Genomic DNA, 14,675 nt, shown 5'->3' with positions numbered 1-14,675 from the left:
GCAAATTTTGATAAAGATAAGAAATTTACACCTAAGCTACGGCAAAAGCGAGATCCTAAATATCCCAAGCCTTGATATAAATACCAAAAAGATAACCGCTTTAATGGGCAGTAATGGCAGTGGCAAAAGCACGCTAATAAGAGTGCTCTCACGCCTGCAAAGCCCAGATAGCGGCGAAATTTCACTTTGGGGAGAAAATAGACCAAGCCTTGAAATGCTGCGTAAAATTTGCGTTTTGCTACCTGAGCCTACCCTTTTAAAAAGAAGCGTTAGAGAAAATTTCAAAGTCATCTTAAAAAGTAGAAATTTACTAAGCGAATTTGAGGAGCGAACTAGCGAAGCACTCGCTCTTGTAGGACTTGATGAGAAGTTTTTAAACAAGCGCCACTTTGAGCTAAGCTCTGGTCAGACGCAGCGCATCGCATTTGCACTTGCACTTTCTTTAAGGGTGCCATTTTATCTGCTTGATGAGCCGACAAATAGCGTTGATATCGGCACTTCAAAGCTCTTTAGCAAGGCTATAAATTTGATGCACGAGAAATATGGCTGCGGCTTTGTCATCGCAAGTCACGACGAGAAGTGGCTTAGCATGCTAGCAAATGAGTGCGTCTTCTTACACAAGGGTAGGGTCTGCGAGTTTGAATACAAAAATATCTTTGAGATAGAAGGTGGCGTGCTAAGCTTTGGCGATGAAGCAAAGTTAAATTTGCCTTCAAATTTTAAAGGTAAAAGCAAGATCACGATCAACCCAAGCAAGATAAAAATTTCTAAAACAGGTGGGGAGGGTCAAATTTCAGGGGTTTTACACTCAGCCTCGCTTTACATGGGCGATGAAAAGCTTTTGAAGGTCAAAGTTGGCGACTTTTTGATCAAAATTTTTAGCCACGATGATGAAATTACAAAGATCGGCGAGAGAGTATTTTTAGAATTTGAAGATGGCTCGATGCTCGCTTTGGAGTAAAATTTACTCCCACTCTTTAAATTTAGCCCAAAAATAAAAATGGATATCAAAAAAGAGCTAAATTTTAATAATCCTGCTAAAAAATCATATTTTGTGTAATCCCCTAAAAATAGCGTTTTTAAATATGCATATAAGGCATATTTAAGCTTTTTTTAACTTTTCTAATTTATTTTATTTTAAGCCACATTAATAAGGCAATTAATTGTATAGTTTCGGTATCGTTAAAAAACTATTTAAGGAAAAAGGTGAGCACAAAAGAGGAATTTGCAGCTGGCAGAAAACTTTACTACGCTACTTTCTCTAAATTCTTCGTATTTAGTGAAGATGAAAAGAGATTTGATGGCCTTAGTAAAATGCTTGATCTCATAGAAGAATACAGCCTAAATGATGAAGTCTCGCATGCTGTAGCTAATATAAAAAGTAAATTTAATGAAAAAAGTCCAGAGAATTTGATCACCGAATTTGATGACATTTTTCACACTCCGCCAAGTCCGCTTCGAAACTCGCTCTCTTTTTACGATGAGGGTTATGAAGTGGGTCATGTTTGTGCTGATGTGCGTAAAATTTTAGCTAAGACAAACATCAGAAGAGATGAGAGCAAATTTAAAGAGAATGAAGATAACGTGGGCTTTGTCTTTACACTTATGAACGAGTTTATCGGTAAATTTGACGAGTGCGAAGAGGAGCTTTTTAAAAATATTATAAATCCAAACATTGATGAGTTTATAGAAAATTTATATGAGCATAAAAATAGTGAAATTTACAAGGATGTGGCCGTTTTGCTAAACGAATTTATCGCGTTTGAGCGCGTGGCACTAAACTCACCAAAACCGGTCAAGATAGACCACAAAAAGAGCGATGGTCTTTCAAGATCTGAAAGCATAAGAAGAGAAAAAAATAGGATAAGAAAACTAAGAACGGAGGGTACATATGCAAAATAGACGCGAATTTCTAAAAAAAGTCGGTCTAGTTGGCGCTGTGGCAGCAAGTGGTGCGGTAGCAGCAAATGCTAATGAAAATTTAAAATCAGGAAAGAGTAAAAAGACCGAAGTGCTTTATAAAAGAAGCAAAAACTGGGAACTTTACTACAAACAAGCAAAATAAAATTTGATAGAAATTTAAGAAAGGATGAAAATGTCTGAAGCTAGATTAAACACTACGCCAAACAACATCGGTCGTAGATCGTTTTTAAAAATGGCTGCATTAGCAAGTACTTGTGGCGCGGCTGGCTTTGCAGCAAGCAATGTCACAAGAGAAGCAACAGCTCAAGAGATGGCAAACCCATTTCCAGACTCAAAAATAGTAAAAACTGTCTGCACAGTTTGCTCTGTAGGATGCGGAGTATTAGCAGAGGTAGAAAATGGTGCATGGGTACGTCAAGAAGTAGCACAAGATCACCCAGTAAGTGCTGGTGGTCACTGCTGTAAAGGTGCAGACGTTATCGATATGGTGCGCTCACACTGCCGTGTAAAATATCCGATGAAAAAAGTTGGCGGCAAGTGGCAACGCATCTCTATGACGCAAGCACTTGACGAGATCGGCGCAAAGCTAAAAGCTTACCGCGAGAAAAATCCAGAGCAAGTTATGTTTTTGGGTTCAGCAAAAGATAGCAATGAGCAGAGCTACTACATCAGTAAATTCTCTGCGATGTTTGGGACAAACAACCTAGATCACCAAGCAAGAATTTGACATAGCGCAACAGTCGCCGGTGTGGCGAATACGTGGGGTTATGGAGCTATGACAAATCACCTTGGAGATATCCAAAACGCGAAGTCTATCTTTATAATCGGCGCAAATCCAGCAGTAAATCACCCAGTTGGTTTTAGACACTTTTTAAAAGCAAAAGAGAATAATGGCGCAAAACTAATCGTTGTCGATCCAAGATACACAAGAACTGCGGCAAAGGCTGATTATTTCGCACAAATTCGCCCAGGCACAGACATACCATTTATGTATGGCATGATGAATCTCATCTTTGAAAATGGCTGGGAAGATAAGAAATTTATAGATGAGCGCACATACGGCATCGATGAGATCCGTAAAGAGGCTGCAAAATGGACACCAGAAGTCGTTGAAGATGTGACTGGAGTGAGCGCTGCAACACTAAAAGAGATCACAGAAATTTATGCTAAAAACCGCCCTGGCTCAGTCGTTTGGGCGATGGGTCTAACTCAGCACACAATAGGCAGCTCAAATACTCGTATAGCTCCGATCTTGCAACTAGTTCTTGGCAACATGGGCGTAAGTGGTGGCGGATGCAACATCCTAAGAGGCCACGACAACGTTCAGGGCGCTAGCGACATGGCAAACGCACCTGACAGCTTGCCTGGATACTACGCTAAAAACGAAGCTACATGGAAATATTTTGCCAAAATGTGGAAAGTGGATTACGAGTGGTTACAAGGAAATTTCGTAAAACCAGAGTGGATGATGAAGCCTGGATTTACTCTAGCTCGCTGGTGGGCTGGTGTGCTTGATGGCAAAGATGGCAACGACGCTATTGAAAACGCAGGCGATAGCCTAAAAGCTCTTGTAGTTATAGGTAACGGCATAACATCTACTGCGCAACAAGCAAAGGTTCAAGAGGGTCTTGACGGACTTGAGCTTTTAGTGCTTATGGATCCATTTGTAAATGATGCTGGCGTTATCACTAATAAAAAAGATGGCGTTTATCTTCTCCCAGCAGCAACTCAATACGAAACTAGCGGCACAGTCGTAGCTACAAACAGAAGTGGTCAATGGAGAAGCCAAGTATGTAAGCCACTTTATGAGAGCATGCCAGATCATGAAGTTTTATTTGAACTAGCTAAACGCATAGGTTTCTATGATGAGCTAACTCGCACTATAAGGGACGCTGATGGCAAGATAGAGTGGCCAGAAGCTGCTACCCGCGAGATAGCAAATATCGTAAAAAGCATCGGACTTACAGGCTGGACACCTGAACGCCTAAAACGTCACCAAGAGAACTGGGATAAATTTGATGAAAAAACACTTATGGGCAAAGAGGGCACTGACGTAGCTGGTGAGTATTATGGCTTGCCATGGCCTTGCTGGACAGAAAAGCACCCTGGTAGTCCAAATTTATATGATATAAGCAAACCAGTAATGCAAGGTGGTATGGGATTTAGAAACCGCTTTGGTTTAGAGCATAACGGCGTTAATCAGCTTGCTGCAATGGGCTCTGCTCCAGAACAAGGCGTGATAAATGGCGGATATCCTGAGATAACTAAGAAAAATATCGAAGAGGTTCTTGGCATAAAACTTACAGATGAAGAGCGTGAAAAAATGGGCGCTACATGGGCGACTGATGGCAGTGGTATAATCGCTGAAAAATGTATGCAAAAAGGCATAGCTCCATACGGCAATGCACGTGCTAGAGCGATAGTTTGGACATTTGTTGATCAGATCCCTCAGCATAGAGAGCCTATCCACTCACAGCGTCAAGATCTTGCGCAAAAATATCCAAGCTTTGAGGATAAACCAAATCACTACCGCGTCTATACGAAGTATAAGAGCTTGCAACAAAGTAAGGACTTCTCAAAAGAATTCCCTATCAACCTCATCACAGCTCGTCTCGTAAATTTCAGTGGTGCTGGTATGGAGACGCGTGCTAGCAAGTATCTATCACGCATTACGCCTGAGATGTTTGCCGACATCCACCCAGAGCTAGCGGCTAAACATGGCATTAAAAATTGGGATTTTGTTTGGGTTCATTCACCTGAGGGCACTAAGATCAAGGTTCGCGCAAGGATCGTGCCATCGGTTAAGCCTAATATGATCTTCTTGCCATTCCACTGGGCTGGATATATGCAAGGTGTTGATATGACTGGAAATTTCCCTGAGGGAACAAGACCTTTTGCAGTTGGCGAGAGCGCAAATACCGTAACAAACTACGGATATGACATAGTCACTCAAATTCCAGAAACAAAAGGCGGTCTTTGCCGCATAGAAAGGGCATAATATGAGCGCATTTAACGATAACAATAGACTTAAATTTTACTGCGACACAGATAGATGCATTGATTGCAACGGTTGCGCGGTAGCGTGTGATGAAGCTCATGAGTTGCCTATCGGCGTTAGAAGACGCCGCGTCGTCACACTAAATGAAGGTATGCCTGGTAAAGAAATTTCAACGTCAATCGCATGTATGCACTGCGAAGATGCGCCTTGTTCGCTTGTTTGCCCAGTTGATTGTTTCTACATCAGAGCTGATGGCATTGTGCTTCACGATAAAGATATCTGCATAGGCTGCGGATACTGCTTGTATGCTTGCCCATTTGGCGCACCGCAATTCCCTAAAGATGGTGCGTTTGGCGCAAGAGGCGTAATGGATAAATGCACCATGTGTGCAGGCGGTCCGCTACCAACTAATAGTGAAGAAGAGCGCGAAGTATATGGACAAGATAGAATTTCTGAGGGCAAAGTGCCAGTTTGTGCTGCGATGTGCTCTACAAAGGCTTTGTTAGTTGGTGAGTCAGATGTGATCGAGAAAATCTACAATGACAGAGTTACCGCAAGAGGCTATGGCGAAAAAGACCTAAAGCAAACTACTGTTTGGAAGATCGCTTACTACGCTGGCGACAGACTAAAACTAAAAGCGTAAATTTATAAATTTGGCGTAGAGCTTCTGCGCCAAATTTTCTACATTCTTTCTATAATAAAAACAAGAGACAAAAATCAATATATGATACATATACCATAACTGTGATATTAACAAGCTCGATGCACAAAGTAAATTTATGAATATATGATTGATATACGAGGAGAGTGAAGCAAACTAATTTCAAGGGCATTGCGCCCTTGAAATTATGATCTAACAGGTGAAAGATAAGGTTTTTCAGAGTGCATAGACATCTCGTTTTGTTGCCTAAATGCTATATACTCCTCTTCGCTTAACCTTTTTATGTTAGCTATAGTGATCTTAAGAGGTGTGATACCTGAGAGTGGGTCGTGGTCTTGTGCGTTTGCAAGCTCGTTACCGTCAGCCTCACTATAGTGGAAAGTCGTAAATATCGTGCTTTCTCTAAGGTCAGGATTTACGCGAAGTTTAGCTGCGATCCTACCACGTTTATTCTCTACCATTGCGTAGCAGCCATCTTCTAGCTCTCTTTCTCTTGCGATATCAGGGCTTACTTCGATTAGCGGACCTTCGATACCAGCACCATACTCTAGCGGTGGGCACTCTCTAGTCATCGTACCTGTGTGGTAGTGATAAACTTTTCTACCTGTTGTAAATAAGCAAGGATAGACCTCATCTGGTACTTCGCTCATCGCACCTGAGCCTACTGGATAGCCATCAGGTATATGCATTTTGGCTTTAAATTCAGCCTCCATGCTCGCACGCTTATCTTTATCGTCAGCGTAAAGCACTGGAGCTAGGCGGAATTTACCATCAGGTAGCATTGATTTGTGATCGGTATAAAGATCAGGTGTGCCTGGGTGATCTTCATCAGGGCATGGCCAGCTGATGCCACCTAGTTTTTCAAGCCTATAATAGCTGATACCGCCAAAGAATTTAGGCATTAGTTTTCTAAGCTCGTCCCAAACCTCTTCTGCACTTAAGAAGTCAAATCCCTCAAGTCCCATAGCTTTTGCGATGTTGCAAACTACTTTCCAGTCAGGCTCTACGCCACCTACTGGCTCGCTTGCTTTTCTAGTTCTTTGAACACGGCGAGATGTGTTGATAAATGTACCATCTTTCTCACCCCAACCAGCTGCAGGTAAGACAACGTCAGCTTTTTGAGCACTTTCAGTAAAGAATAGATCTTGCACGATAAAGCAGTCTAGGTGATGTGTAGCATGCACAAAGTGCTCTGTCCAAGGGTCACTCATAACAGGGTTTTCGCCGTAAACGTAAAGCACTTTTAGCTCGCCGCTATCCATCTTATCAGGTGCGTATGTTAGTTTAAAGCCAGGCACTGGATTAAGCTCGAAGTGCCAAACTTTGCGAGCTTGCTCTTGTGCATAAGCGCTATTTACTGCACCTGCTGGGATGACGTTAGGTAGTGCGCCCATATCGCATGAGCCTTGAACGTTGTTTTGGCCACGAAGTGGATTTACTCCAGCGCCCTTTTTACCTAAATTTCCTGTTAATATCGCTAAATTTGAAAGCGAGAATACATTTGATGTGCCGTCGCTAAACTGAGTGATACCCATAGTGTAGCAAATGGCAGCACTGCCAGCTTTTGCATACATCCTAGCAGCCTCAGTGATAAGCTCTTTTTTGACACCAGTCTCACGCTCAAATCTCTCAGGAGTGAAGTCTTTTACGGCTTCTTTTAAGTACTCAAAACCCTCTGCATATTTTTCGATAAATTCTGTATCTTGTAAATTTTCAGAGATGATGACGTTCATCATTGTGTTTAATGTTTTGATGTTTGAGCCAACTGGAATTTGCAAGAAAATATCCGCTTTTTTAGCCATATCGGTGCGTTTTGGATCCACAACGATCATTTTTGCACCACGCTCTAAGCCTCTTTGCATCTGCATAGCGATGATCGGGTGGCATTCGCTTGTGTTTGTGCCTATTAGTAAAAATACATCTGTATCAGTCGCAAATTCAACAAGATCGTTTGTCATCGTTCCGTTTCCAAGGGTGCTGGCAAGACCTGCCACTGTTGGAGCGTGTCAAAGACGAGCGCAGTGATCTACATTGTTACTTCCTAAAGCACGAAAGAATTTTTGAAATACATAGTTGTCTTCGTTGTTTGAACGAGCTGAACTAAAGCCCATGATAGAGCTTGGACCATATTTTTCTACGCTATTTTTAAAAGTCTTTCCTAAAAATTCATAAACCTCTTCAAAGCTAACCTCTTCAAGTTTGCCCTCTTTGTTAAACTCTCCGTTTAGTTTTCTCATCATTGGTTTAGTTAAACGTTTTGGAGAATTTACAAATTCCCAACCAAACATACCTTTTAAGCACAACTCGCCATCATTTACATGGTGGTTATCAGTCGGCTTTGCATCGACTATCCTACCGTTTTCTACGATAAGGTCTATGCCGCAACCAGTTCCGCAATACGGACAGGTTGTTTGAACAATCTTTTGCATAGATTTCCTTTCAAATAATATTTCTAATAACTCGGTTATTATATACCTTAGAATATAAAATTATTTTTAAAATTAATATTTTTTTTTAATTTTCTTTTAAGTAAATATGCAAAATTTGCATATTTAAAAATACATAAAATTTACTATTTAATGTTGCATATAATGAGCTTAGCTAAATTTATAAAAAACTCTATTTAGATATAGCCCTTCAGCAGGTGCTGGTATGCGAGTTAGGGCAGGACGTCCATTTAGTGAAGCTTTGATGAGCTCGCTGCCGTCTTTTTGCTTTAGCGCTTTTAACAAATTTGCAACCATGAGGCGCACTTGACCACGCAAAAAGCCATTTGCCTTAAAAATTATGATAGTTTGCTCTTTGCGTGCATAGCAAAACGCTTTATAAATTTCGCGCACTGGGCTTTTTGTGTCGCTCCCAGTTTTCATATATGCGCTAAAATCATGCTCACCGATAAAATTTCGCAAAATTTCATTTGCCTTTTTGATATCAAATTTAGGCAAAAATACCTTGTAATTTGAGCTAAAAACATCAAATTTGCCATGATCTATCACATATCTATACGATCTTGCGACCGCATCAAATCTCGCTTGAAAGCTATCATCCACCAAATTTATGCGTTTTATGTGAATGCTTGGATGTGCATGGCGGTTTATAAGATCCTGTAAGCGTCTCAAGTCTTTAAAGTAATCGCCGCAAACGACACTTGAGCTTTGGTTGTTTGCGTGCACGCTTTTATCGGTGCGCGAGCTAGAGATCACTCTTTCAAAAATGCCAACGTGAGCTAGGGCGCGAGCAAGTTCATCCTCTACGCCGTTTTCGTGTGGCTGGGTCTGTGAGCCTTGAAATTTCGAGCCATCGTAGCTGTAGATTAGCTGAATTTTCATCAGTATCTTCGTGTGATCTTGGCTTTATAAAGCAAGACGCCAGCTAGTAAAAATACGAAAAATATGAGCGGTATCGCAAGTGCTGGCTTTGATGAAAAGAGCATTATGAGCGTAAAATATCCAAACAAAACGCCAAAAGTGCCCACATAGACCATGCCTTTTTCATATCTATATGTGACGATGCCAAGGCTGATAGCAAAGAGCGTGCTTACAAGCGGAAATAGCGCCACTAGGACGTAAGTGCTAAGGTCTTTTCTACGTTTATCGCTGCTAGCTGCCTCCATCCAGTACTCTTTGATGCTGCCAACGTCGCTTATCTCCTCGCTTTGGGCGGTTCTTATCTTCATCGATTTGAAGTTGCTTTGATGATAAATTTCATCTCTGATGTCATACATTTTGCCCTCGTTTAAAGAGAGCTCCACGCTTTGACCCACGTTTATGATCTTTGCGTTTTTAGCGGTTATTAGGCGCTGTGAGTCTTTGACAAAGGGATTAAACATCACGATATCTTTGTAGGTTGTGCCATTTTTATCTTCGCTTTCACTGCCCACATAGACCATCCAGTCGGAGAATTTTTGTCCAAACTGGGTTGGCTTTAAATTTAGCTTTGCGACCGTCTTTTTATAGTCGATGAAATTTGCATTTAGCTGGGCGGCTATCGGTATCATGACGATGGCAACTACCAGCAAGGCAGCGCTTAAAAGGGCTGAAAATGCGAGGAAAAATCTTGCTATTTTATTTGGCGAGCCACCAAGTGTGAAGATAACGATACTTTCATTCTCTTTTGATAGCCGAAAAAGCGTCATCGCAAGTGAGACGAAAAATGCGATAGGCACGACAAAGAGCAGTACGCGTGGGAGCATAAATGAGTAGAGTTTAAAGAGCTCGCCAAAGCTGATCTCGATATATGAGGTGATACGCGCGATCTGGATGAAAAAGACGATCGACATGATCAAAAAAAGCGTACTAAATAGCGATGCAAACGTGCCTAAAAAGTTAAACAAAAGATATTTATTTACTCTACTCATAAATGAACCTTAAAATTTCTAAAATTTGCGCGTCAAAAGCGTAGGTGACAAGCAGTCCCAGGCTTAAAAACGGCACAAAGGCTAACTCGTAGCCCTTTTTGCGAACGATCGCATAGACTGGGAGCGTAAGAAGTGCCGCCAGATAGATCGCCACAAGGGATAGCTTGGCCGGCAAAATGGCTCCGATGATCGCTGCGATAAATATGTCGGCACTGCCCATGGCTTCTTTTTTCATCGCATAGCTCACGACAAATCTCAGTGCCCAAAACAAAAGACCAAAGAGGATTAAATTTAAAATTTGAGCAAAATTTCCTTTAAAGATAAAAAGTAGCAAGGCATAGGCAAATGCAAAAAATAGCGCCGCAAAAAGAAGCGCATCTGGCACGGCTTTATACCTTATGTCTATGACGCTAAGGGCTAGTAGCATGATAAAGCAAAGCCCTAAAAATAGCGCATAAAGCAAGGTTTCTACGCTTAAAATTTCGCCGCACTCTTTAAAAAAGCAGATCAGAAAAAACAATCCAGAGGCTAGCTCAACCAGCAGATAGACAAGGCTTATCTTTTGCTTGCAAAAGGCGCATTTTCCGCCTAAAAATAGCCATGAAAAAAGTGGGATATTGTGATAAAAATTTAGCTTGTGAGAGCATTTTGGACAGTGTGAGGCTGGGAAATTTATGCTTTCATTTCGTGGCAAACGATATATCAGCACATTTGAAAATGACCCCACGCAGATGCCAAAAACAAAAGCAAAAACAGCAAAAAATATGACCAAAATATCCATTATCTCACTAAACCCCGCCAAATCTTCGCTCTATATCTTTAAATTTAGCAACGATGCTTGCAAGCTCATCCTTACCAAAGTCAGGCCAAAGTGTTGGCGTGAAAAACAGCTCCGCGTAGCTTGCCTGCCAGAGCATGAAATTTGAAAGTCTGCTCTCGCCACCAGTTCTAATGAGAAGATCCACCGGCTCACTCTCATCAAGTGCCGCATTTAGGCTCGCTTCATTTATCTCGCAGCCTTTTAAATTTAGTTTTCGCACAGCTCTTATGATCTCGTCTTTTGAGCCGTAGTTTATCGCTAAATTTAAAAGTAAATTTGTATTTTCCCTTGTTGCGTCTTTGGTGATCTCTATCTCATTTTTTAGCTCGTCACTAAATGGCGAGATGTCGCCGATCATGTTAAATTTGATCCCATTTTTTATAAAATCATCACGCTTTAAAAAAAGAAATTTTTTAAGCAAATTCATCAAAAAATCAACCTCTTTTTGCGGTCTTTTCCAGTTTTCGGTGCTAAATGCATAAAGGCTTAAAATTTTCACCCCATTATCGATACAAAATTCGCACATATCGCTCACCACATTTGCTCCGGCCTCGTGCCCATTTGTTCGCAAAAATCCGCGCTTTTTCGCCCAGCGTCCGTTGCCGTCCATGATGATAGCAAGGTGGTTAAGTTTGTTCAATGTCTAGCCTTTAAAGTCAATTATCTGCTCTTTTTTGCTCCAAAGAGCGCTTACGTTTTGCACCAAAACTGCGGCGCTGAATTCGCTTTTTAGCAAGCTTGCGACGTTGCTAAATGGAGTTGCGATCTCATATAAATTTTCATCTTTAAATTTAAAAATAAGCGGCGCAAAATTTGAAAAAACAAGAAAAACTCTCATCTCATTTGCCTCTTTTTTAAGCTGGAAAATGCCGTTTGTGCCGCTATACGCAAATGGTATGTGCACGACATTTTCTTGCAGGGCAAAGAGCATTTTTGCTAGTACTCTCATCTCATCTTTTGTTTTAACTTCGCTTAAGCTTTTAAATAAATAGCTGTAAAGCCACGATAAATTCTCGTTTTTTACCAAATTTTCTATCAAATTTAGCCCGTCAGTCAAAACGTCCTCATCTAAAATTTTTGGTTTCTCGTATAAATTTTTTATGACGATGTTTTCGCCCTGACTATGCACTTCGCCCCAGTATCTAGAGCCTACGTTTAGCTCTTTTACGCTTTTTGTATTTAAATTTCTATTTGCGAAATTTAAGATGTATCTGTTAAAGCCGACCTTTTGGCTCACCAAAATGCTAAGTGGCAAGGACGAATTTATCGCTACTAGCGGAGCTTGGCTGTTTTTTGCTATCTTTTGGACGCGTGAGATTTGCTCTATCATAAATTTGCTGCTAGCTCCACGATACGCCCTGCGATCTCATCTTTTGAGGCAAGTGGCAATAAAATTTCACCACTCTTTGTAATGAAATTTACCTCGTTTTGCTCGCTTGCAAAGCCATTTTTCTCGCCTAAAATATTTAGGCAAACTGCATCAAGCGCTTTTTTCTCTAACATCGATCTAGCACTTTTAAGAGCACTCTCGTTTGAGGTTTCAAGCTTAAAGCCGATCTTTTTACATTTAAGCTCTTTTAAGCTTTGCAAGATATCGACATTTCTCTTTAGGCTTAAATTTAAGCTCTCGCCAACGTCCTCTTTTTTTATCTTGCCATCTATCTTTGTCGGTACAAAATCGCTCACAGCAGCGCACATTACAAGTAAATTTGCACTCTCGCACTCACTCTTGCAAAGCTCTAAAAGCTCGCTACTTGAGCTAAATTTAAGGCTAAGAAACGGCTCGTTTGCGGCTTCAAAACTAGCAAGCAGTTTTACCTCCGCACCTGCGTAGTAAAAGGCTCTAGCCAAAGCTCTTGCCATCTTTCCGCTTGAGAAATTTGTAATGGCTCTTACATCATCTATCTTTTCGGTTGTCGCGCCGCCTGTGATCACCACTTTTTTGCCAGCAAAAAGTGGCTTACTAAGCCTTTTAATGGCAGCTTCTACTATCACTTCAGGACTTGCAAGACCGCCCTTGCCAACGTCGCCGCAAGCTAGAGTTTTAAGCACTGGCTCAACCACTAAAGCGCCGTTTTTCTTTAAAATTTCAAGTGAATTTTGCGTCGCAAAATGCTCGATCATATTGTTATTTGCAGCAGGGGCAACGACTAAAGGCACGTGCGAGGCGGCGATTAGCGTTTGCATAAAGACGTTATCGCAGATGCCAGCTGTTAGCTTATTTATCGTATTTACCGAGGCAGGTGCGATGAGGACTAGATCCATTTTAGAGTAGGCTATGTGATTTACGCCGTCTTGCCAGTTTTGCGTTTGTGAGCTTAAAATTTTATGCTCACTTAGCGCCTCAAAGCCGCTTACACTGCAAAATTCAAGCGCTCCGTCACTTAAAGCCACATAAACATCTGCACCTTGCTTTTTAAGCAGCGATAAAATTTCGAATGCCTTGTAAAAGGCGATACTGCCGCAAACGGCAAGTAAAATTTTCTTATTTTTTAACATCGTCTTTGCCAAAGAATTTCTCAAAAAAGCCGCTTTTGTTCTCTTGACGACCTCTGCTGATAGCTAGAGCGCCGCTCTCAACGTCTTTTGTGATGGTGCTGCCAGCTGCGATGATGACGTTATCAGCGATATTTACAGGGGCAACTAGCTGCGTATCTGAGCCAACAAAGACGTTTTTGCCGATTTTGGTTTTGTATTTTGCCTTGCCGTCGTAGTTGCATGTGATCGTACCACAACCGATATTTGTGCCACTTTCTATCTCGCAGTCGCCAAGATAACTTAAGTGTCCAGCTTTTACGCCGCTAAGAACGCCTTTTTTAACCTCGACGAAATTTCCTATGTGCGTGTCAGAAATTTCAGAATTTGGCCTTATGTGAGCTAGTGGGCCGATGTCTGAGTTTTTGATGATGCTACTTTCGATAACCGATGAGCTTTTGATGATGCTCTCAGTAATAACGCACTCGCCAAGGATGCTTACGTTTTCTTCTAGCACGCACTCGCCTTCAAATTTAGCCCTACTATCTATGAAAATGCTCTCAGGCATGCGCATCAAAACGCCAGCTTTCATCAAATTTTGTTTGATCTCATCTTGCATGATCTTTTCAGCGATGCTAAGCTGAAATTTATCATTTATGCCCATAAAATTTTGCTCATTAACATTTACTGCAACGCACTTTAAACCCTTTTCGTTTGCTATTTTTATGGCGTCAGTTAGGTAGTACTCTTTTTGTGCGTTTTGATTATTTATGAGCGGTAAAATTTGCTCTAACGCCTCGCGTTTAAAGCAGTAGCAGCCGGCATTTACGCTTTTTATGGCAAGCTGCGCTTCGCTCGCATCTTTTTGCTCGACGATGGCCTCAACTTTGCCGTTTTTTATGATAACTCTGCCGTAGCCAAAAGGATTTGCCGCTTCAAATGAGCTCATAACTACGTCTGCTTCGGCATTTGCTAGACGCATAAGGTCAGTTGATCTAACAAGTGGCATGTCGCCGCAAGTGACAAGCACCTTTTCGCCGCTTAAGCTTACGCCCTTTATCGCGCCAGCAGTGCCTGGGAAATTTGCTAGATCTTGCTCGAAAATTTTAGTTTGAGGGAAAATTTCTTTTATCTTTTTGCTAATTAACTCTTTTTCGTAGTGAAGCACGACGCTAACGTCATTTGTGATCGCATAAGCTTGCTTTAAGATGTGAATGATCATCGGCTCGCCACATAGCTCAAATAGGACTTTTGGGCGTTTAGATTTCATTCTGGTACCAAGACCAGCAGCTAGGATTATGATTGAAGTATTATTGTTCATTTTTAAGCCTTTTAACGTTAAAAATTTCGCAGATTGTAGCAAAAAATGGCAAACATTTTTTTTAATTTAACGATTGTTTCAACAAAAAGCTAATAAAATAGCAATTCTTAAGAATTTATA

The 14,675-nt window shown here is 41.2% G+C and carries 13 protein-coding genes; 5 read left to right on the top strand and 8 right to left on the bottom strand.

The genetic code is table 11. The features are described 5' to 3' along the window. The first annotated feature begins 7 nt into the window (after window positions 1–7). The 5 genes from tupC to fdh3B all read left to right on the top strand — a co-directional run bounded on the left by tupC (window position 8) and on the right by fdh3B (window position 5,564). Window positions 8–961: a tungstate ABC transporter ATP-binding protein TupC gene (gene tupC / locus CVS89_RS06370; protein WP_107848408.1), complete on the top strand. Its 954-nt coding sequence runs from the start codon at window positions 8–10 to the stop codon at window positions 959–961. A gap of 245 nt (window positions 962–1,206) precedes the next feature. Continuing rightward, window positions 1,207–1,902 (top strand): TorD/DmsD family molecular chaperone, encoded by a 696-nt coding sequence (locus CVS89_RS06365; protein ID WP_103613901.1) that lies wholly within the window; start codon window positions 1,207–1,209, stop codon window positions 1,900–1,902. After that, window positions 1,892–2,065, top strand: coding sequence for a twin-arginine translocation signal domain-containing protein (locus CVS89_RS06360; protein WP_002941238.1), 174 nt, complete (start codon window positions 1,892–1,894; stop codon window positions 2,063–2,065). Before CVS89_RS06365 ends, CVS89_RS06360 begins: the two co-directional genes overlap by 11 nt. A 30-nt stretch (window positions 2,066–2,095) precedes the next feature. Next, on the top strand, window positions 2,096–4,921 hold the full coding sequence (locus CVS89_RS06355) for a formate dehydrogenase subunit alpha (protein ID WP_107848407.1): 2,826 nt from the start codon (window positions 2,096–2,098) through the stop codon (window positions 4,919–4,921). Between the two features lies 1 nt (window position 4,922). Further along, window positions 4,923–5,564, top strand: a complete 642-nt coding sequence (gene fdh3B, locus CVS89_RS06350) for a formate dehydrogenase FDH3 subunit beta (RefSeq protein WP_103570688.1) — start codon at window positions 4,923–4,925, stop codon at window positions 5,562–5,564. A 203-nt stretch (window positions 5,565–5,767) separates the two neighbouring features. On the opposite strand, the gene CVS89_RS10190 is transcribed toward fdh3B, so the two are convergent. From CVS89_RS10190 to glmU, 8 genes are all read right to left on the bottom strand, one after another. After that, a complete protein-coding gene (locus tag CVS89_RS10190) occupies window positions 5,768–8,011 on the bottom strand; it encodes a molybdopterin oxidoreductase family protein (protein WP_258031156.1) in 2,244 nt (747 codons plus the stop codon). Window positions 8,012–8,179: 168 nt separating this feature from the next. Beyond that, the gene (truA, locus tag CVS89_RS06335) at window positions 8,180–8,911 is read right to left on the bottom strand and encodes a tRNA pseudouridine(38-40) synthase TruA (RefSeq protein WP_103613423.1); all 732 of its coding nucleotides are present in this window, start codon (window positions 8,909–8,911) and stop codon (window positions 8,180–8,182) included. Next, on the bottom strand, window positions 8,911–9,939 hold the full coding sequence (locus CVS89_RS06330) for an LptF/LptG family permease (RefSeq protein ID WP_107848406.1): 1,029 nt from the start codon (window positions 9,937–9,939) through the stop codon (window positions 8,911–8,913). The genes truA and CVS89_RS06330 overlap by 1 nt, the downstream gene beginning before the upstream one ends. Further along, window positions 9,932–10,720, bottom strand: a complete 789-nt coding sequence (locus CVS89_RS06325) for a prepilin peptidase (protein WP_107848405.1) — start codon at window positions 10,718–10,720, stop codon at window positions 9,932–9,934. Before CVS89_RS06325 ends, CVS89_RS06330 begins: the two co-directional genes overlap by 8 nt. A gap of 7 nt (window positions 10,721–10,727) precedes the next feature. Further along, window positions 10,728–11,399: a polyprenyl diphosphate synthase gene (gene uppS / locus CVS89_RS06320; protein ID WP_107848404.1), complete on the bottom strand. Its 672-nt coding sequence runs from the start codon at window positions 11,397–11,399 to the stop codon at window positions 10,728–10,730. Between the two features lie 3 nt (window positions 11,400–11,402). After that, window positions 11,403–12,089, bottom strand: a complete 687-nt coding sequence (locus CVS89_RS06315) for a hypothetical protein (protein ID WP_107848403.1) — start codon at window positions 12,087–12,089, stop codon at window positions 11,403–11,405. Then, on the bottom strand, window positions 12,086–13,258 hold the full coding sequence (gene coaBC / locus CVS89_RS06310; RefSeq protein WP_107848402.1) for a bifunctional phosphopantothenoylcysteine decarboxylase/phosphopantothenate--cysteine ligase CoaBC: 1,173 nt from the start codon (window positions 13,256–13,258) through the stop codon (window positions 12,086–12,088). The genes CVS89_RS06315 and coaBC overlap by 4 nt, the downstream gene beginning before the upstream one ends. After that, complete coding sequence (gene glmU / locus CVS89_RS06305) at window positions 13,245–14,555, bottom strand: bifunctional UDP-N-acetylglucosamine diphosphorylase/glucosamine-1-phosphate N-acetyltransferase GlmU (RefSeq protein ID WP_107848401.1); 1,311 nt, start codon at window positions 14,553–14,555, stop codon at window positions 13,245–13,247. The genes coaBC and glmU overlap by 14 nt, the downstream gene beginning before the upstream one ends. Window positions 14,556–14,675: the final 120 nt, after the last annotated feature.

Origin of the sequence: Campylobacter concisus, from assembly GCF_003048615.2 — a bacterium.
GTDB lineage: Bacteria > Campylobacterota > Campylobacteria > Campylobacterales > Campylobacteraceae > Campylobacter_A > Campylobacter_A concisus_C.
Note: the sequence above shows the minus strand (reverse complement) of the source record. Positions and strands in the feature narration are given on the sequence as shown.

Bases quoted from the DNA above. Each gene is read 5' to 3' on its own strand.
- CVS89_RS06360 (WP_002941238.1), top strand. From the start codon at position 1,892: ATGCAAAATAGACGCGAATTTCTAAAAAAAGTCGGTCTAGTTGGCGCT.
- fdh3B (WP_103570688.1), top strand. From the start codon at position 4,923: ATGAGCGCATTTAACGATAACAATAGACTTAAATTTTACTGCGACACA.
- truA (WP_103613423.1), bottom strand. From the start codon at position 8,911: ATGAAAATTCAGCTAATCTACAGCTACGATGGCTCGAAATTTCAAGGC.
- CVS89_RS06330 (WP_107848406.1), bottom strand. From the start codon at position 9,939: ATGAGTAGAGTAAATAAATATCTTTTGTTTAACTTTTTAGGCACGTTT.
- CVS89_RS06325 (WP_107848405.1), bottom strand. From the start codon at position 10,720: ATGGATATTTTGGTCATATTTTTTGCTGTTTTTGCTTTTGTTTTTGGC.
- CVS89_RS06315 (WP_107848403.1), bottom strand. From the start codon at position 12,089: ATGATAGAGCAAATCTCACGCGTCCAAAAGATAGCAAAAAACAGCCAA.
- coaBC (WP_107848402.1), bottom strand. From the start codon at position 13,258: ATGTTAAAAAATAAGAAAATTTTACTTGCCGTTTGCGGCAGTATCGCC.
- glmU (WP_107848401.1), bottom strand. From the start codon at position 14,555: ATGAACAATAATACTTCAATCATAATCCTAGCTGCTGGTCTTGGTACC.